Annotated in this window: 15 protein-coding genes; 8 read left to right on the top strand and 7 right to left on the bottom strand. The window is 71.3% G+C overall.

Annotated features, from left to right (window positions below; translation table 11 throughout):
- Positions 1 to 108: 108 nt before the first annotated feature.
- Both scy and mce read right to left on the bottom strand, forming a co-directional pair.
- Positions 109 to 3,957: a polarized growth protein Scy gene (scy, locus tag ACFY5C_RS30240; RefSeq protein ID WP_389449885.1), complete on the bottom strand. Its 3,849-nt coding sequence runs from the start codon at positions 3,955 to 3,957 to the stop codon at positions 109 to 111.
- Between the two features lie 233 nt (positions 3,958 to 4,190).
- On the bottom strand, positions 4,191 to 4,631 hold the full coding sequence (gene mce / locus ACFY5C_RS30235) for a methylmalonyl-CoA epimerase (RefSeq protein WP_048582912.1): 441 nt from the start codon (positions 4,629 to 4,631) through the stop codon (positions 4,191 to 4,193).
- Positions 4,632 to 4,778: 147 nt separating this feature from the next.
- On the opposite strand from mce, the gene ACFY5C_RS30230 reads away from it, so the two are divergent.
- The 3 genes from ACFY5C_RS30230 (at position 4,779) to ACFY5C_RS30220 (ending at position 8,425) form a co-directional block, all read left to right on the top strand.
- A complete protein-coding gene (locus ACFY5C_RS30230; RefSeq protein ID WP_389449882.1) occupies positions 4,779 to 5,981 on the top strand; it encodes an acetyl-CoA C-acetyltransferase in 1,203 nt (400 codons plus the stop codon).
- 34 nt (positions 5,982 to 6,015) lie between these two features.
- Positions 6,016 to 6,972, top strand: coding sequence for a methylmalonyl Co-A mutase-associated GTPase MeaB (meaB, locus tag ACFY5C_RS30225; protein WP_363046224.1), 957 nt, complete (start codon positions 6,016 to 6,018; stop codon positions 6,970 to 6,972).
- Between the two features lie 202 nt (positions 6,973 to 7,174).
- Complete coding sequence (locus ACFY5C_RS30220) at positions 7,175 to 8,425, top strand: MFS transporter (protein ID WP_389449880.1); 1,251 nt, start codon at positions 7,175 to 7,177, stop codon at positions 8,423 to 8,425.
- An 18-nt stretch (positions 8,426 to 8,443) separates the two neighbouring features.
- On the opposite strand, the gene ACFY5C_RS30215 is transcribed toward ACFY5C_RS30220, so the two are convergent.
- The gene (locus ACFY5C_RS30215; RefSeq protein ID WP_389449877.1) at positions 8,444 to 9,103 is read right to left on the bottom strand and encodes a PepSY domain-containing protein; all 660 of its coding nucleotides are present in this window, start codon (positions 9,101 to 9,103) and stop codon (positions 8,444 to 8,446) included.
- Positions 9,104 to 9,263: 160 nt separating this feature from the next.
- Between ACFY5C_RS30215 and ACFY5C_RS30210 the strand changes: the two genes are divergently transcribed.
- Both ACFY5C_RS30210 and ACFY5C_RS30205 read left to right on the top strand, forming a co-directional pair.
- Positions 9,264 to 9,932, top strand: a complete 669-nt coding sequence (locus ACFY5C_RS30210) for a response regulator transcription factor (protein WP_389449875.1) — start codon at positions 9,264 to 9,266, stop codon at positions 9,930 to 9,932.
- Positions 9,929 to 11,395: an ATP-binding protein gene (locus ACFY5C_RS30205; protein WP_389449872.1), complete on the top strand. Its 1,467-nt coding sequence runs from the start codon at positions 9,929 to 9,931 to the stop codon at positions 11,393 to 11,395. Before ACFY5C_RS30210 ends, ACFY5C_RS30205 begins: the two co-directional genes overlap by 4 nt.
- Before the next feature lie 27 nt (positions 11,396 to 11,422).
- Here ACFY5C_RS30205 and ACFY5C_RS30200 read toward each other — a convergent pair whose 3' ends face one another.
- The 4 genes from ACFY5C_RS30200 to ACFY5C_RS30185 form a co-directional block, all read right to left on the bottom strand.
- Entirely contained in the window at positions 11,423 to 11,899 is a 477-nt protein-coding gene (locus ACFY5C_RS30200) for a MarR family winged helix-turn-helix transcriptional regulator (RefSeq protein ID WP_389449869.1), read from the bottom strand.
- Between the two features lie 102 nt (positions 11,900 to 12,001).
- Positions 12,002 to 12,757, bottom strand: a complete 756-nt coding sequence (locus tag ACFY5C_RS30195) for an AIM24 family protein (RefSeq protein WP_389450258.1) — start codon at positions 12,755 to 12,757, stop codon at positions 12,002 to 12,004.
- A gap of 44 nt (positions 12,758 to 12,801) precedes the next feature.
- A complete protein-coding gene (locus ACFY5C_RS30190; RefSeq protein ID WP_389450255.1) occupies positions 12,802 to 13,452 on the bottom strand; it encodes an AIM24 family protein in 651 nt (216 codons plus the stop codon).
- A 1-nt stretch (position 13,453) separates the two neighbouring features.
- Positions 13,454 to 14,086 carry an AIM24 family protein gene (locus tag ACFY5C_RS30185; RefSeq protein WP_389450252.1) on the bottom strand — a complete coding sequence of 211 codons (633 nt, stop codon included), beginning with the start codon at positions 14,084 to 14,086 and terminating at the stop codon, positions 13,454 to 13,456.
- 254 nt (positions 14,087 to 14,340) lie between these two features.
- Here ACFY5C_RS30185 and ACFY5C_RS30180 point away from each other — a divergent pair, with 254 nt between their 5' ends.
- The 3 genes from ACFY5C_RS30180 to ACFY5C_RS30170 all read left to right on the top strand — a co-directional run bounded on the left by ACFY5C_RS30180 (position 14,341) and on the right by ACFY5C_RS30170 (position 16,570).
- Positions 14,341 to 14,685 (top strand): DUF3817 domain-containing protein, encoded by a 345-nt coding sequence (locus ACFY5C_RS30180; RefSeq protein WP_389449866.1) that lies wholly within the window; start codon positions 14,341 to 14,343, stop codon positions 14,683 to 14,685.
- Positions 14,682 to 14,975 (top strand): MTH1187 family thiamine-binding protein, encoded by a 294-nt coding sequence (locus tag ACFY5C_RS30175; RefSeq protein WP_389449863.1) that lies wholly within the window; start codon positions 14,682 to 14,684, stop codon positions 14,973 to 14,975. The genes ACFY5C_RS30180 and ACFY5C_RS30175 overlap by 4 nt, the downstream gene beginning before the upstream one ends.
- 482 nt (positions 14,976 to 15,457) lie before the next feature.
- Complete coding sequence (locus ACFY5C_RS30170; protein ID WP_389449860.1) at positions 15,458 to 16,570, top strand: SchA/CurD-like domain-containing protein; 1,113 nt, start codon at positions 15,458 to 15,460, stop codon at positions 16,568 to 16,570.
- Positions 16,571 to 16,605: the final 35 nt, after the last annotated feature.

Below are 16,605 nucleotides of genomic sequence, written 5' to 3'. Positions count from 1 at the left end.
TACGTGTTTGATCTGGAGAATGAGACCCCTTTTGAGTGGCTAACCGTCGGACGGCTTGCCAAAAACTTGGTCAAAGGCCCCAGGAGACACCGGAAGCCGCTCGCTCCGCTAGCTCTCTGACGACTTGCCACCCGATCGAGGGGCGCCCACCGTCGCACCCGCCTTGACCCCGTTGTCCTTGCCGCCGCCCGGTGCCTCGAAGGACTCCAACGCTTCCAGGACGTCCTGGACACGGGAGATTTCGGCGTTGATGTCCTCCCGGCGCCGGACGAGGACCTCCAGCTCGCGCTTGCCCTCCTCGACCGTGCGCTTGGCCTCGCGGATCGCCTCGGCCTTGAGCTCCTCGGCCTCCTTGATCAGCGAGGACCGCTTCTGCTCGGCCTCCTTGAGCAGGCCCTCGGCCTTCTTCACGGCGGCGATACGGACCTTGCCCGCCTCGGAGTTGGCCTCCGAGACCAGCTCCTTGGCCTTCGCCTGCGCCTTGGACAGCTGCTCCTCCGCGGCCTTGATGAGGGCGTCGCAGCGGTCGCCGGTCGACTTCATCGTCTCGGCGGCCTCGCGGCGGGCCCGCTTGTGCAGCTCCTCGATCTCGCTCGTGATGCGGTCGCGCAGCTCCTCGGCGCGCTCCCTGATCGAGGTGGCGTCCCGGCGCGCGCCGACGAGCAGCTCGTCCGCGTCCGTACGGGCCTTCTCCACCCGCGAGTTGCCCTCCACCGTCGCCTCGGAGACCAGCCGGTCGGCCTCCTTGCGGGCGGCGCCCACCATGGTGTCGGCCTGCGCCTCGGCGTCCGCGGTCGTCTTGTGCGCCTGCTGCTGCGCCTCGGTGAGCAGCTTGTCCGCCTCGGCGGTGGTCTCCGTGATGAGCTTGTCGACCTGCTCGGCCACGTCCTGGCGCCGCTTGCCCGCGTCCTTGCGGGCCTCGTCGAGGGTGCGCTCGGCCTCCTCGCGTGCGGCGGTCACGAGCCGTTCGGCCTCCGCGGCCGCCTCGGCCTTGACGCGCTCGGACTCCCGGCGGGTCCGCTCCGCGTGCTGCTGGGCCGACCCCACCGTCTCGGCGGCTTCGGCGCGCAGCCGCTCCGCGTCCGACGTGGCGTCCCCGACCAGCTTCTCGGCCTTGGCGAGCGCCTCGGTGCGCACCCGGTCGGCCTCAGTGACCGTCTCCGACTGGAGCCGCTCCGCCTCGGAACGCGCCTCGGTGATGAGGGTGTCGGCCTGCGTCGCCGCGTCCGAACGGATCCGGTTGGCGTCGTCGCGGGCGTCCGCCCGGGTGCGGGACGCGGCCTGTTCGGCCTCGGCGATCTTGTCGGAGGCCTCGGTACGGATCCGCTGCGCGTGCTCGGTGGCCTCCGAGCGCAGCCGGTCCGCCTCGGCGATCGCCTCGCCGACGGTGCGCTCGGCGAGCGACTTGGCGGCCTCGGACTCGTCGTTGGCCTCGCGCCGGATGCGGCCGGCGTCCTCGCTGGCCCGCTCCCGCTCGGCGTAGGCGTCGGAGCGGACCCGGTCCGCCTCCTCCTGGGCCTCCCGGCGGGTACGGTCCGCCGCGTGCTCGGCGGCGCTGCGCAGGCCGGTGATCTCCTCCTGCGCCTGCTCGTGCAGCCCCGCCACGGAGTCGCGGACCTGCTGGGCGTGCTGCTCGGCCGCCGACACCATCTCGGTGGCGCGCCGGTCGGCCTCCTCGATCAGCCGCACCGCCTCGGTCTGCGCCTCCTCGACCCGCTTGCGGGCGGAGGCCAGCAGCTCCTCGCTCTGCTCGCGGGCCCGCTCGCGCTCCTGGTCGGCCTCCTGGCGGGCGGAGCCGAGGAGTTCCTCGGCCTCGCGGCGGCGCCGGCCGGCCTCCTCCTGGGCGGCGGCCAGCGTCTCGGACGCCTCCGTGCCCAGCCGCTCGGCGGCGGCCTGCGCCTCCGCACGGACCCGGTCGGCGGTGTCCTGCGCCTCCGACTTCAGCCGCTCGGCCTCGGCCGCGGCCTCGGAACGCAGACGTACGGCGATGGCCTCGCCCTCGGCACGGGACGCGGACGCGTCCGACGCGGCCTCGGTGCGCAGCCGGTCGGCCTCCTCCTCGGCCTGCTGCTGCAGCGTGCGGATCCGCTCGGCGGCCTCGGTGCGCAGCCGGTCGGTCTCCTCGCCGGCCTCGCGCCGGATGCGGGCGGCCTCCTCGCGGGCGTCGGACAGCGCCTGCTCGGCCGCCGCGAGCCGCTGCTCGGCGTCGGTGTGAAGGCGCGACAGCTCCTCGGCGGCCTCGGTGCGCCGGGCCTCGACGCCGCGCTCGGTCTCCTCGCGCAGCTCACGGGCGGCGCGCTCGGCGTCGGCCTTGATGCCCTCGGCCTGCTCGACGATCTCCTCGCGGTGCCGCTCGGCCTCCTGGCGGGTGCGCTGGAGAGTCTCCTCGGCCTGCCGGCGCAGGGTGGTGGCCCGCTCGATGGCCTCGGTGCGGACCTTCTCGCTGTCCGTCGCGGCCTTCTGGCGCAGGTCGTCCGCGTCCTGCCGGGTCTTGGAAAGCAGCTCCTCGGCGGTCTTGGCCGCCTCCTCGATCTGCTGGACGGCTTCCTTGCGGGCCTCCGCGCGGATCTTCTCGCCCTCGGCGACCGCCTCGGAACGCAGCTGCTCGGCCTCGCCGCGCAGCCGGCGGGCCTCCTCCTGCAGCTCGACCGTCTTGGCGCGGTACTCCTTGGTGTCGTCCTTCGCCGAGCCCTTGAGCTGCTCGGCGATGTCGTGCGCCTCGGCGCGCAGCCGATCCGCCTCGGCCTCGGCCTCCCTGCGGATCCGCTCGGCCTCCTCGGCCGCGGCCTTGGTGGTGTTCTGAGCGTCCTCCTGCGCCTTGTTGAGGACGTCCTCGGCGGTCTTGGCCGCCTTCGACAGCTGGGTCGCGCTCTCCTCGGCGGTGATCGTGCGGGCCTTCTCGGCGGCCTCGGCGACGATCTTCTCGGCCTCGGCGCGGGCGTCCGCGACGACCTGCTCGGCGTCCGCCTTGGTGCTCTCGGCCTCCTTGGTGGCCTCGCTGACCAGGCGGGCGACCTGCTCCTTGGCCGTACGCATGCGCTGCTCGTTGGCCGACTCGGCGCTCGACAGGGCCTTCTCGGCGGCCGTCGTGGCCTCGGCGACCAGCTTCTCGGCCTCGGACTGCGCCTTGCGCAGCGCCTCCTCGGCCTCCGCCATGCGCTGCTCGGCGGCCCGGCTGAGCTCGGTGGCCTGGCGGCGGGCACTGTCCGACTCGGTCGCCGTGGAGCTGCGCAACTGCTCGGCGTGGTCGGTGGCCTCCTGGGCCTGAGTGGACGCGGCGTTCAGCAGCCGCTCGGCGTCCGTACGGGCCCGCAGCAGGATCTGCTCGGCCTCCGCGCGGGCCTCCTCGGCCGCGCCCGTGAGGCGCTGGCGGGCCTCGCTGGTGAGCCGCTCGGCCTCGGCGCGCGCCGCCGCCATGGCCTGCTCGGCCTCGGCACGCGACTCGTCGAGGAGCCGGCGGGCCTGCGACTCGCTGCGCGCGCGCAGCTGCTCCGCCCACGCCACGTTCTCGTTGACGTGCGACTCGACGGTCTGCCGTCGCTCGGCCAGCTCCTGGTCCAGCTGCTGGCGGCGGGTGACCGCCTCCTGGTGCAGCTCGGCCTGCAGCCGTGCCGCGTTCTCCGCGTGCTCCTGGAGGATGCGCTGAGTCTGCGCCCGGGCCTGGCTGAGCTCGCGCTCGGCCTCCTGGCGCAGCTGGTCGGCCTGCACCTGGGCGTTGCGCAGCAGCTGTTCGGCCTGATAGCCGATGTCCCCGCCGTCGAAGGCGGGCCGGGACATGATGGTCCGCCGCGCCTCGTGCAGCTTGGCGCGCAGCACCTCGACCTGGTAGCCGAGGTCCTCGGCGTGCTGGATCGCCTTTTCCCGCTCGGTCTTCAGCCGATCCATCTCGGCCTCGAACCGAGAGAGGTGGTCGACGTCAGCCGCCGGCTCTCGCTCCTGGCGTTCGTAGCCCCGCACTGCGCGGTCCCATCCGTCCCCTGGTCGCAAGTCTGTCCATACGAGCACCGTCCATCCGCCGAACGGGGCCCCCGGGGAATGGTGTCAGATCAACGGCGGAGCACGGGCTGTTGCCCCACCCTCGCCCCCCGAAACCCGGACCCCGGCTCGGTCCCGCCGTCAAAAGGCAGGGCCGGGTCGCCCTGGACCGAGCAGCGACCGCCCCCAACCCTACCGGCCCATATGTACGAGGGTCAGTGCTCAGGTGACTCAACAGGCGCCGAAGTGACCAGTTCTGTCAGTACGCCGTGGCAATCCTTCGGGTGCAGGAAGGTGATTCGTGACCCCATGGAGCCGCGCCGGGGCTCTTCGTACAGAACGCGTACGCCCTTGTCCTTGATGTCGGCGGCGTCGCCGTCGACATCCGCCGTACCGAAAGCGATGTGGTGGACGCCCTCGCCGTTCTTGTCGAGCCACTTGGCGACGGTGGAGTCCGGGCGGGTGGGTTCGAGAAGCTGCAGGTAGGAGGCGCCGCCGTCGGAGGTGTCGTTGATCTTGAGCATGGCCTCGCGGACGCCCTGCTCCTCGTTGACCTCGGAGTGGAACACCTCGAAGCCGTAGGTGGCCCGGTAGAACTCCACGGTCTTGTCCAGGTCGAAACAGGCGATCCCGATGTGGTCGATTCGCGTCAGCATGGAATTCAGTGCAGCGCGGCGGCGGTGGTTACGCAACGTGCCAGCGATCACACCGACGGCCCGGTGACGGCACGGAGTGCCATCAGTACATTCGAAGTAAACCCTCGTTCACTCCTCGGCAGTGCAGCCGGAAGGGGATCGCACCTCATGACTGGAACGAACAGCAGTACCTCGGTGATCGTCGCGGGCGCCCGTACGCCCATGGGACGGTTGCTGGGCTCGCTGAAGTCCTTCTCCGGAGCCGACCTGGGCGGCTTCGCGATCAAGGCCGCCCTCGACCGTGCGGGGATCGGCGGCGACCAGGTGCAGTACGTGATCATGGGCCAGGTGCTGCAGGCCGGGGCGGGGCAGATCCCGGCGCGCCAGGCCGCGGTCAAGGCCGGCATCCCGATGAGCGTCCCGGCGCTCACCATCAACAAGGTGTGTCTGTCGGGCCTCGACGCGATCGCGCTCGCGGACCAGCTGATCCGCGCCGGCGAGTTCGACGTGATCGTCGCGGGCGGTCAGGAGTCCATGACCAACGCCCCCCACCTGCTGCCGAAGTCCCGCGAGGGCTTCAAGTACGGCGCGATCGAGATGCTCGACGCGATGGCGTACGACGGTCTGACCGACTCCTTCGAGGGCATCGCCATGGGCGAGTCCACGGAGAAGCACAACACCCGCCTCGGCATCCAGCGCCCCGCGCAGGACGAGATCGCCGCCCAGTCCCACCAGCGCGCCGCCGCCGCGCAGAAGAACGGCCTGTTCGAGGCCGAGATCACCCCGGTCGAGATCCCGCAGCGCAAGGGCGACCCGGTCCTCTTCAGCAAGGACGAGGGCATCCGCGGCGACACCACGGCGGAGTCCCTGGGCAAGCTGCGCCCCGCGTTCTCCAAGGACGGCACGATCACGGCGGGCTCGGCCTCGCAGATCTCCGACGGCGCCGCCGCGGTCGTCGTCATGAGCAAGGCCAAGGCGCAGGAGCTCGGCCTGGACTGGATCGCCGAGATCGGCGCGCACGGCAATGTGGCGGGCCCGGACAACTCGCTCCAGTCCCAGCCGTCGAACGCCATCCAGCACGCCCTGAAGAAGGAGGGCCTGGAGGTCGCCGACCTGGACCTGATCGAGATCAACGAGGCCTTCGCCGCCGTCGCGGTGCAGTCAATGAAGGACCTCGGGGTGTCATCTGAACGGGTGAACGTCAACGGCGGGGCCATCGCCCTGGGTCACCCGATCGGTATGTCGGGTGCGCGGCTCGTCCTGCACCTGGCCCTTGAGCTGAAGCGTCGGGGCGGCGGCGTCGGCGCGGCCGCCCTGTGCGGCGGTGGCGGCCAGGGTGACGCGCTGATCGTGCGGGTACCAAAGGCCTGAGACCTCGTACGTTTCCTTTCTGAACGGAGCTGTGATGCAGGACGTCTCCACACTCGTCGCCCAGGCGAGGGAGGGCCGGCCGCGGGCCGTGGCCCGGCTGATCTCCTTGGTGGAGGGGGCGTCCCCGCAACTCAGGGAGGTCATGGAGGCGCTGGCGCCGCTCACGGGCAACGCGTATGTCGTCGGCCTCACGGGTTCGCCCGGCGTCGGCAAGTCGACATCGACGTCGGCGCTCGTGACGGCGTACCGCAAGCAGGGCAAGCGGGTCGGCGTCCTGGCCGTCGACCCGTCCTCGCCCTTCTCGGGCGGCGCGCTGCTCGGCGACCGGGTCCGGATGTCGGACCACGCCTCCGACCCCGGCGTCTACATCCGCTCGATGGCGACGCGCGGCCACCTGGGCGGCCTCGCGTGGGCCGCCCCGCAGGCGATCCGCGTCCTGGACGCCGCGGGCTGCGACGTGGTGCTCGTCGAGACGGTCGGGGTCGGCCAGTCGGAGGTGGAGATCGCCTCCCAGGCGGACACGAGCGTCGTCCTGCTGGCCCCGGGCATGGGTGACGGCATCCAGGCGGCCAAGGCCGGCATCCTGGAGATCGGAGACGTGTACGTCGTCAACAAGGCCGACCGTGACGGCGCCGACGCCACCGCCCGCGAGCTCAACCACATGCTCGGCCTCGGCGAGTCCCGCGGTCCCGGCGACTGGCGTCCGCCGATCGTCAAGACGGTCGCCGCCCGCGCCGAGGGCATCGACGAGGTCGTGGAGGCCCTGGAGAAGCACCGCGCCTGGATGGAGGAGCGCGGGGTCCTCACCGAGCGCCGCCGTGCTCGCGCCGCTCGCGAGGTCGAGACCATCGCCGTCACGGCCCTGCGCGAACGCATCGCGGACCTGCACGGCGACCGCAGGCTCGGGGCACTGGCGGAGAAGATCGTCGCCGGGGAGCTGGACCCGTACCGGGCGGCGGACGAGCTGGTGGAGGGGCTTACGGGGGCCTGACCTCCCCTTACGGGGGCCTGACCTCCGTAGCGCCCCGAGAGCTTTCCCCGTGGTCAACTGCCGTCCCCCGCTGTTAGGTTGAGCCGCATGTACCTCCTCTTGGCATAGGGCACGCCCTGCCCGCGCACGGTGAACGACCGCTCGGTCGTGACCGGCGCGGCGCTCCGGCGTCCCCTTTCCCGCCTCGAGTCGAGGAACTTTCGTGTCTTCCACACACGACGTGCGGCCTTCGTATGCCGCCGTTCTCCGGATCCCCCACGCCCGCCGTACCTTCGCCGCAGCCCTGATCGGCCGGCTGTCGTACGGCATCGCTCCGCTGTCCGTGATGCTCGCCGTGACCCGGGCTTCCGGCTCGTACGCGGTGGCGGGCGTGGTGATGGCGCTGTTCTCCGCGACCAGCGTCTTCCTGTCGCCCGCGAGGGCGGCGTTCATCGACCGGTACGGGCCGCGCAGGGCGCTCGTGCCGATGGTCGCGGCCCACACCGGGCTGCTCGGGCTGCTGGCGGTGCTCCTGTGGCGTCCCGGTGCCGCCTCGCCGTTCGTCCTCGCTGCCGTCGCCGCCCTCGCCGGTTCCTGCACTCCGCCGCTCGGCCCCACCATGCGGGCCGTGTGGGGGCGGCTGGCCCCGGACCGGGCGCTGATGCAGCGGGCGTACAGTCTCGACGCCGTCGCGGAGGAACTGCTCTTCGTCTCGGGGCCGTTGCTGGTGGGCCTGCTCGTCGGTTTCGCTCCGCCGGCGGCCGGCATCGTCGTGGGCGCGGCGCTGATGGTGGCGGGGACGGCCGGGTTCGTGTCGTCGCCCGCGGTGCGTGCGGTGCCGGCCGGCAAGCGCGAGCCGGGCCCAGACCCGGCCGGGCGGCGGGTGTTGCGCGGACTGGGCCGGCCGGTGATCGCCGCGGCGGCGGTCGGCCTGGCGCTCGGCGTGGTCGACCTGCTGGTCGTGGCCTTCGCGCAGGGGCACGGCCACGGCGCCGGCAGCGCGGCCTGGGTGCTCGCCGCCCTGTCCGCCGGAAGCGCCGTCGGCGGGCTGGTCAACGGAGCCGTCCAGTGGCGTGCCTCCGCCGGGACACGGCTGTCCGTGCAGGCGGCCGGACTGGGGCTGGCGCTGTGCGCTGCCGGGCCGGCGCAGGGGCTCGGCACCCTGGCCGCGGCGGTCGCGGTCGCCGGTGTCTTCGTGTCCCCGCTGATCACCACCGCGTACCTCATCGCCGACGAGGCCGCCGCGCCCGAGGCCCGGGTCCAGGCCGGGGCCTGGGTCAACACGGCCGTCAACGCGGGCATCACGGGCGGTGCCGCGGCGGCCGGAGTGCTGGTCGGATGGCTTCCGGCGGGGGTGTGCTTCGCGGCCACCGGTGCGGTGATGCTGGTGACGGCGGTGGCCGTGGCCCGGGGCGCGGCACGCGAGAAGGGGTACGGGACATCCCGTACCCCTCGCGACGTGCTGACGACCTGACGTGCTGACGACCTGACGTCAGTCGTCGTCGCCGTCTCGGTCGTCCTGACCGTTGTCCTGGCCGGTGTCGTCGTCGTGGTCCTGGGTGACCTTGCCCGTCTTGAGGTCGACCTTCCACTCGCCCTTGGTGGTCTCCACGCTCCAGGCCGCGGGGCCGTCGTCGTCCAGGTCGACGTCGGTGACGGTGCCCTTCGCCGCGCCGGCCTCGGCGGCCTCGCGGGCGTCCACGCTCGCACCCTTCAGCGCGGCGAGGTCCTCGCGGCCGTCGTTGTCATCGTCGTCGTCGCGCTGGGCGCCGACGACCTTGGCGGTGTCCGGGGAGACCTTGACGTTGTACTCGGTGCCGTCGCCCTTGACGACGTTCACGTCCCAGGCGCCGGCGCCGTCGTCGTCCCGGTCGGCGGAGACGGCCGTGCCCGGCGTGTTCTTCAGCGCGGCGGCGATCGCGTCGGCGGCGCTGATCTTGGAGGCGTGGACCTCGGTGGCGTCGTCGTTCCGGTCGTCCGCGGCATCGCCGCGGTCGTCGGCGTCGTCGTTCCGGTCGTCGTCGGCGACCCGGACGTTCGTCTGACGCTGGGTGGGCGCGTTGCCGTCGTCGGCCGACGCGTAGGCCGCGACGGTGCCGCCGCCGACCAGAGCCGCGGCGGTGACGGTGGCGATGACGATGTTGCGCTTCATGGGGTTCCCTCCCAGAGTGTTGCGTTTCACGACGCTTCACGACCCTTGGTGTCGTTTCATGTCGCTTGGTTTCGACGGGAACCAATCTGCCGAACCGACGCTGAGAGGAACCTGAAGCCCCCTGAAGAGATCTTCAGCTTCGTTTTGCCAGGCTGTACGCATGCGACTGTTGATCGTGGAGGACGAGAAGCGGCTGGCCCTGTCGCTCGCCAAGGGCCTGACCGCCGAGGGGTACGCCGTGGACGTCGTCCACGACGGCCGGGAGGGGCTTTTCCGGGCCTCGGAGGGGTCGTACGACCTCGTGATCCTCGACATCATGTTGCCCGGCATGAACGGCTACCGCGTCTGCGCCGCCCTGCGCGGCGCCGGCCACGACGTGCCGATCCTGATGCTGACCGCCAAGGACGGCGAGTACGACGAGGCCGAGGGGCTGGACACCGGTGCCGACGACTACCTCACCAAGCCGTTCTCGTACGTCGTCCTCGTCGCCCGCGTCAAGGCGCTGCTGCGGCGCGGGGGACAGGGCGCCGGGGCCTCGCCCGTGCACGTCCACGGCGACCTCAGGGTCGACACCGCCGCCCGCCGGGTCTTCCTCGGCGACGACGAAGTGTCCCTCACCACCAAGGAGTTCTCGGTCCTGGAGCAGCTCGTGCTGCGGGCAGGCGAGGTGGTGTCCAAGGCCGAGATCCTGGAGCACGTCTGGGACTTCGCGTACGAGGGCGATCCGAACATCGTCGAGGTGTACGTCAGCACCCTGCGGCGCAAGCTGCGCGCCGGGCTCATCAAGACGGTCCGCGGCGCCGGATACCGGCTGGAGAAGGAACGATGAGAAGGCTCTTCGGCTCGGTCCGGTCACGGGCCACACTCGCCGCCACCCTCGTGGTGGCCGTCGCGCTGGTCGCGGCCGGCGCGGCGGTGCTGCTGTCGCTGCGGTCCAACCTGATCGACCAGGCGGGCAACGACGCGGAGCGCACGGCGCAGAACGTCGTCACCCAGCTCGCCGCCGGGAAGCCGTACGACCAGCTGGACATCGACGACGACAGCCCCGTCCAGGTCGTCGACGCGAACGGCACGCTCGTCGCGGCCACCGAGGACCTGGAGCGGATCAGCGGCACGGGCACCGACGCGGTGAAGCCGCAGCCGCGCACGGGCGACGCGGGCGACACGGGGGGTACGGGCAACACCGCCGGTTCGGGCGGCGAGGACGCCGACGACGACGCGGACGACGGCAAGAGTGACGCTTCGGGTGACGACACGGCTCAGGACGCCGGCGAGATCGGCGATGTGAGCGAGCTCACCGACGGCTCCGCGACGATCGACGGCGACACCGCCGACTACCGCTTCGCCGCCGTCCCGGTGGACACCGACGACCGGGGCACGCTCACCGTCTACGCCGGCGGCTCGCTGGAGGCCGAGCAGAGCGCCGTGAACACCGCGCTCACCGTCATGCTGATCGGCTTCCCGCTCCTGCTCGGCGTCGTCGCGGCCGTGACCTGGCTGGTCACCCGGCGCGCACTGCGTCCGGTCGAGGGCATCCGGAGCGAGATGGCCGCGATCACCGCGTCCGAGGATCTCGCCCGGCGCGTGCCGGAGCCGGACACGCACGACGAGGTCGCCAGGCTCGCCCGCACCACCAATGAGACGCTGGCCGCGCTGGAGACCTCCGTGGAGCGCCAGCGCCGGTTCGTCGCCGACGCCTCGCACGAGCTGCGCAGCCCGATCGCGTCCCTGCGCACTCAGCTCGAAGTGGGCGTCGCCCACCCGGAGTTGCTGGACGTGCCGGGCGCGGTGGAGGACACCGTACGACTGCAGCGGGTCGCCGCCGACCTGTTGCTGCTCGCCCGCCTGGACGCGGGGGAGGGGCCCGGCGACAAGCGGGTCGACCTGGGTGAGGTGGCGCGGCGGGAGGCACGGGGCCGGCAGAACGTGGCGGTCGAGGCGGACGTCGCCGAAGTGGCCGGGTCCCGAGGGCAGTTGGAGCGGGTCCTGGGCAACCTGCTCGACAACGCCCAGCGGCACGCCCGAGAGGCGGTCACCGTGTCCGTCGGGCGGGACGGGGGCTGGGCCGTAGCGGCCGTGGCGGACGACGGGGACGGGGTGGCCGAGGCCGACCGGGAGCGGATCTTCGAGCGGTTCGTACGGCTGGACGAGGCCCGCACCCGTGACGACGGCGGCGCCGGGCTCGGCCTCGCCATCGCCCGCGACGTGGCCGCACGCCACGGCGGCACACTCACGGTCCGCGACGCCCCGGCAGGCGGCGCTCTGTTCGAACTCCGCCTGCCGCTCGCCTAGGTCCGTCAAGTGGGACCTACCCGGGTGTCACGGACGTCCGCGCTGCCCGCGCAGGTGCTCCGCGATCGGCTTCAGCCCCTTGTCGAGCTCCGCCAGGGCGTCGGGGGACAGCAGGTCGATGAAGTGCCGGCGCACGGACGCCACGTGGTGCGGCGCGACCTTCTGCATGGTCTCCATGCCGTGATCGGTGAGGACGGCGTAGAGCCCACGGCGGTCGGACTCGCAGTTCTCGCGGCGGACCAGGTTCGCGTTCTCCATGCGGGTGATCTGGTGGGAGAGGCGGCTCTTGGACTGGAGGGTGGCCGACGCGAGGTCGCTCATCCGCATCCGTACGTCCTCCGACTCGGAGAGGTTCACCAGGATCTCGTAGTCGTTCATTGTCAGGCCGAACGGCTGCAGGTCTTTTTCGAGCTGGTACGTCAACAGCCTGTTGACCTCCAGGTGGGTGCGCCAGGCGCACTGCTCCGCATCGGTCAGCCAGCGGGTGGCCGTCTCGGTCTCCATGAATGAAGTCTACCTAAAAAGTTGAAAGGCGAACTAGTGAGGGGTTTTCTGTGACGCGACTGTGTGCGCACACGTTCGATGTCACACTCCGCAGACTACCGCTCACAGCCCGAAGCGACGCTGGAGGTCTCCCAGCTGTCCGGGAAGGCGCGGTGCCCCGGCCTGTTGTGAAGGGCCTGTGTGCGTCCCTCCGGAACCGGGCACTCCGGGCTCCGGTGGAACCGCCCCCGTGGCCTGCTCGGCCATGAGGGTCTCGCTCGACTGGAGCAGGACCGTACCGGCTCCGACGAACTCGAACTGATGCTCCTCTCCGGAGGCCCCGCCGAGGCCTGTCAGTGCACGTAGACCGCCCATCACGCCGGTCATGTAGCCATGGTCGTAGTGATGGCACGGGGAGGGGCAGTCGGCCCAGCCGACGAGCGCCTGTGGGTCCACCCGGATCGGGGGTTCCATGAACACCACCGGCCCGTTAGATGCGGCCACGAACTTTCCGGTTCCGATGAGTGTCAGAAAACCCGGCACGATCGATTGCTTGAGAGCAAGAGTTGGCTGAAAAGCGAGCAGATTGCCGGAGCGAATGGTCAGGTTGCCGTCTTCGAGGTCGTACGAGTTGACGTCGAAGGCCCGGTCGGCCAGCAGCATCTTGCCGTTGCCCTCCGCCACGACCCAGTCGCTCGCGTGCAGTGGCGAATGGAAGGACGTACGGACAAGTCGGTCGAGTCGGCCGTGCCCGACGCCGTTGAAGTCCATCGAGCCGTAGTAGGCGATCATCTTCCCCTTCTGCAGGAACCACTGGCTCCCCTTGAGCTCCACGCAGAAGGTGTAGGCGTTGACGTTCTCGTCGGACGGCAGCGTCATCGGGTCGAGGACCGCGGGGCCGCCGGGGGCTGGGTAGGGGGCGCTCACAGTTTCTCCTCCGACGCCTGGACGTACACCGCACCGTTGCCGCTGAGCTCCAGCTGGAAGGCCTCGCCTGAGCCGCGGCCCACCATGTCGCGCCAGCCCAGGGCCGTGGACAGCTTGTTGCGTACGTCGCCGTGGTGGGCGACGTAGGCCTGGGGGTCGACGTGGACGGGCCGCTGCGGGGTGATCGGGATCTCGAAGACGCCGCCGTGCGCCATGACGGCGACGGCCCCGTGCCCCTTGAGGGTGGTCGTGAACAGCCCCTGACCGCTGATCTGCCCGCGGACCATGCCCATGACCCCGCCCTGCGAGCCGAGGAACATCGTGCCCTGCTGGAGGGTGCCCTCGAAGGCGAGGAGGCGGTCCGCCTCGACGCACAGGGTGTCGCCGGCGAGGTTGATCACCTGGACGTGGTGGCCGCCGTGCCCGAAGAGCACCGTGCCGTTGCCCTCGACGGTCATCAGCGGGGTGTCCTCGTTCGCCACCCGGCGCCCGATCATCGACATGATCCCGCCCTGGCCGCCGGCCGTGTTGGGAGTGAAGGACACCTCGCCCTGGTAGGCGAGCATCGCCCCGCGCTGACTGAACAGCCGCTGGCCCGACATGACGGTCGCCTCGACCATCTTGGAGTTGATCTCACGGAAGGTCATCTCAGACATCCCCCGCGATCGTGTTCCGCTCGCTCGGCTGTACGTACACCAGCCCGTCCCCCTCGAAGCGGATCTGGAAGGCCTCGCCACCGCCCTCGCCCAGGAAGGTGCGGAAGGTCACACCGGACTGGAAGGACTGCCGCAGGTTCCCCTGGTGGGCCACATAGGCGCCGGGATCGACGGTCAGCGGATACTGCGAGCTGACCCGCAGTACGACGGCCGGCCCGTCCGACATGATCGCCGCCTGCCCGTGCCCTTCGACGGTCGTCGTGAAGAGCCCATTGCCCTGCGAGGCGCCGCGCATCCCAGTGAAGGACGTACCGGTCCGCAGCCCGCCGTCCGTGGCGAGCAGATTGCTCGACTCCACGTACAGCTTGTCTCCCTGGAGGTTCACGAGATTGATCTCGGAGGCACGGTCCGCGAACCAGCACGTCCCATGCCCCTTCACCTCCATCACCGTCATCTGCTCACCGGTGAGCCGCCGGGTCACCATGCCCCGGATGCCCTCACCGCCGCCGCTCATCTTCTTGAAGGCCATCTGCCCGTCGTACGCGACCATCGAGCCGTTCTTCGCCTTCACGGCATCGCCGGTCATGTCGACGGCGAGCACCTTGCTGCCTTGCAGTCGGAACATCGCCACGCAGCGAAGGTAGCCGCCGGGGCCTGCCGCCAACAGATCCCAGAGACGGACTTCACCCCTGACGGTCCCCTGAGAGATCAGGGGACCGGCCGATCCCGATCCGCCGCCCGGACGCGCAGACGTCGTCACCCACCCGATGCCGACCCGGTGGCCGGCGTTTGCCACAATGGGTGAGCGTTTGTGCTTGTGTTCACAAGCTGATCCGAGCCGACCGACGTCTCTCCCTCCGAACCCACCGAAGGTGACCCGTGGACATCAAGACCGCCACCGCCCTCCGCCGCCTCCGTCTCGTCTCTGCCCCCGAGGCGGTGTCGTTCCTGCTCCTGCTCCTGTGCTCGGTGCTGAAGCGGACGACCGACTTCAACGCGGTGCCCGTGATGGGCATGGTCCACGGCGTGCTCTTCATCCTGTACGTGATCTTCTGGGCGGACGCCTGGAACCGCACCAAGTGGTCCCTGAAGACCGCGGCGCTCTACTTCGTCCTCTCCGTCCTGCCGACCGGCGGCTTCTTCGCCGAGCGCAAGCTCAAGCGCGAGGCCGAGGACGCGGTGATCGCCACTCGCGCCCGCAAGGAAGGAATCGTGGGCGCATGATCGTCGCGTTTTCCGTGACGCCGCTCGGCGTCGGCGAGGACGTGGGGGAGTACGTCGCCGACGCCGTCCGCGTGGTCCGCGAGTCCGGCCTGCCCAACCGCACCGACGCGATGTTCACCTCGATCGAGGGCGACTGGGACGAGGTCATGGACGTGGTCAGACGCGCCGTGGCGGCCGTGGAGGAACGGGCCCCGCGCGTATCGCTGGTCCTCAAGGCCGACATCAGGCCCACCGTGACGGACGGCCTCACCTCCAAGGTGGAAACGGTGGAGCGCCACCTGGCGCAGTAGCCGCCCCGACGTCGTGCGCGTACCCCTGCGGCGCGGCACCCCCGTACGGCGCGAAGGGGGCGTGCCGGAGGGTCCGCCCGCAGCGGCGGGCCTCAAGACACAGCCCCTCTTGCCCGACCTCGACCGCCCGACCGAGGCCGGACCCCCGGCGCGGCCCCGACCCCCAACGCACCGTCAGGCGCTACGCGAACCCCCACTCGGCGCCACAGGCCGCCGCAGGCATCCCGCCCCACCGCCGGAGGCGGCCCGCGCCCGTGCGAACTGCCCCCCGGCACCTCCTTCTTGGCACCCACACCCGCCCCCGCCTGACGCAGCGTCGGCGGCCGGCGGGCACAAGCGCGCAACCAGTTCCCCCCTTTGGCCCGCATGGCTCGCGGACCCCAGAGCCCTGACCCACGATGAAGGCTCAGGGCCGAAACCCGCGTTCGCGCTGGTGGACACGGACGGCCGCCGCTTGCTCCCGCGAAGGAAGGGTCTGCCGGATGACCACTTCGCCCTTTACATCCCAGTCGGCGTTCGACGGCTCCAGGATGCGAGTCCTCCTTCTCGTCGACCTCCACGAAGGTGCCGAGCAACAGTTCCTGGACGCCTACGAGCACATGCGCGACCGAGTCGCGTCGGTCCCCGGTCACCTCGGTGACCAGCTGTGCCAGTCCCTGGAGAACCCGTCCCAGTGGCTCATCACGAGCGAGTGGGCCACCGCCCCGCCGTACCTCGCCTGGGTGAACAGTGAAGAGCATCTCGAGACGGTCCGGCCCCTGCAGAGCTGCGTCCGCGAGCTGCGCTCGATGCGGTACGGCATCGTCCGCGAGACCGGCGGCGTCCGCCCGGAAAAGGCCGGCGGACTCCAGACGGCCGTAAGGGTGGGCGACGGCGTGATCCGCCACGCCCTGACCTTCACCGTCAAGCCCGGCTCCGAGTCCAAGGTCGCGGAGATCCTCGCCGGATACGCACCGCCCGAGGCCCGCGTGGACGACACCACGCGGCTGCGCCGCACCACCCTCTTCATGCACGGCAACCGGGTCGTGCGCACCGTAGAGGTGGAGGGCGACCTGATGGCGGCCCTGCGCCACGTCTCGCGCCAGCCCGAGGTGCGCGCGGTCGAGGAGGCCCTCAACCCGCATCTGGAGCAGCACCGGGACCTGTCCGACCCCGAATCGGCCCGGACGTTCTTCATCCGCGCCGCCATGCCGCCCGTCCATCACGTGGCACGCGGCGGCCCGGAGCCGGACGACATCAAGCGGCACGCCCTGTACTACCCGGCCCGCAAGGGCTGCGGAATGGCGCTGGCCCGGCTGCTCTCGCGGCAGGACGCGACCGCGGCGGCCGACCCGGCCGGCCCCGTGCACCGCAGCACCGTCTTCCAGCGCGAGGACATCGTCGTCCGCCTCATCGACGTACGGGGTGATCCCGAGACCGACCCGGTCATGGCGCTCGGCGTCCACGGCCCGAGGAAGGCCGCCGTGCTGGCCCGGCTGCTCGACACCGAAGCGCTCGGCGTGGCCGGTCCGTTCACCGGCGGGCGCGAGGCGACCCGCCTCCTGACGCACGCCGACATGGCGCTCATCACCGACCGCAGGGCTGCGCAGTCCTGACCGCGCAGGGACCATCACCCCACCGAACGACCTGG

It is taken from the genome of Streptomyces sp. NPDC012935 (genome assembly GCF_042900345.1).
GTDB lineage: Bacteria > Actinomycetota > Actinomycetes > Streptomycetales > Streptomycetaceae > Streptomyces.
This window is presented reverse-complemented; position numbering and strand designations above follow the sequence as displayed.

Excerpts from the sequence above, each read along its gene's own strand:
- ACFY5C_RS30170 (WP_389449860.1), top strand. The coding sequence starts at position 15,458 with ATGACCACTTCGCCCTTTACATCCCAGTCGGCGTTCGACGGCTCCAGG.
- ACFY5C_RS30175 (WP_389449863.1), top strand. The coding sequence starts at position 14,682 with ATGATCGTCGCGTTTTCCGTGACGCCGCTCGGCGTCGGCGAGGACGTG.
- ACFY5C_RS30215 (WP_389449877.1), bottom strand. The coding sequence starts at position 9,103 with ATGAAGCGCAACATCGTCATCGCCACCGTCACCGCCGCGGCTCTGGTC.
- ACFY5C_RS30185 (WP_389450252.1), bottom strand. The coding sequence starts at position 14,086 with ATGTTCCGACTGCAAGGCAGCAAGGTGCTCGCCGTCGACATGACCGGC.
- mce (WP_048582912.1), bottom strand. The coding sequence starts at position 4,631 with ATGCTGACGCGAATCGACCACATCGGGATCGCCTGTTTCGACCTGGAC.
- ACFY5C_RS30205 (WP_389449872.1), top strand. The coding sequence starts at position 9,929 with ATGAGAAGGCTCTTCGGCTCGGTCCGGTCACGGGCCACACTCGCCGCC.
- ACFY5C_RS30210 (WP_389449875.1), top strand. The coding sequence starts at position 9,264 with ATGCGACTGTTGATCGTGGAGGACGAGAAGCGGCTGGCCCTGTCGCTC.
- ACFY5C_RS30230 (WP_389449882.1), top strand. The coding sequence starts at position 4,779 with ATGACTGGAACGAACAGCAGTACCTCGGTGATCGTCGCGGGCGCCCGT.
- ACFY5C_RS30195 (WP_389450258.1), bottom strand. The coding sequence starts at position 12,757 with ATGACGCTGCCGTCCGACGAGAACGTCAACGCCTACACCTTCTGCGTG.
- meaB (WP_363046224.1), top strand. The coding sequence starts at position 6,016 with ATGCAGGACGTCTCCACACTCGTCGCCCAGGCGAGGGAGGGCCGGCCG.
- ACFY5C_RS30190 (WP_389450255.1), bottom strand. The coding sequence starts at position 13,452 with ATGACCTTCCGTGAGATCAACTCCAAGATGGTCGAGGCGACCGTCATG.
- ACFY5C_RS30200 (WP_389449869.1), bottom strand. The coding sequence starts at position 11,899 with ATGGAGACCGAGACGGCCACCCGCTGGCTGACCGATGCGGAGCAGTGC.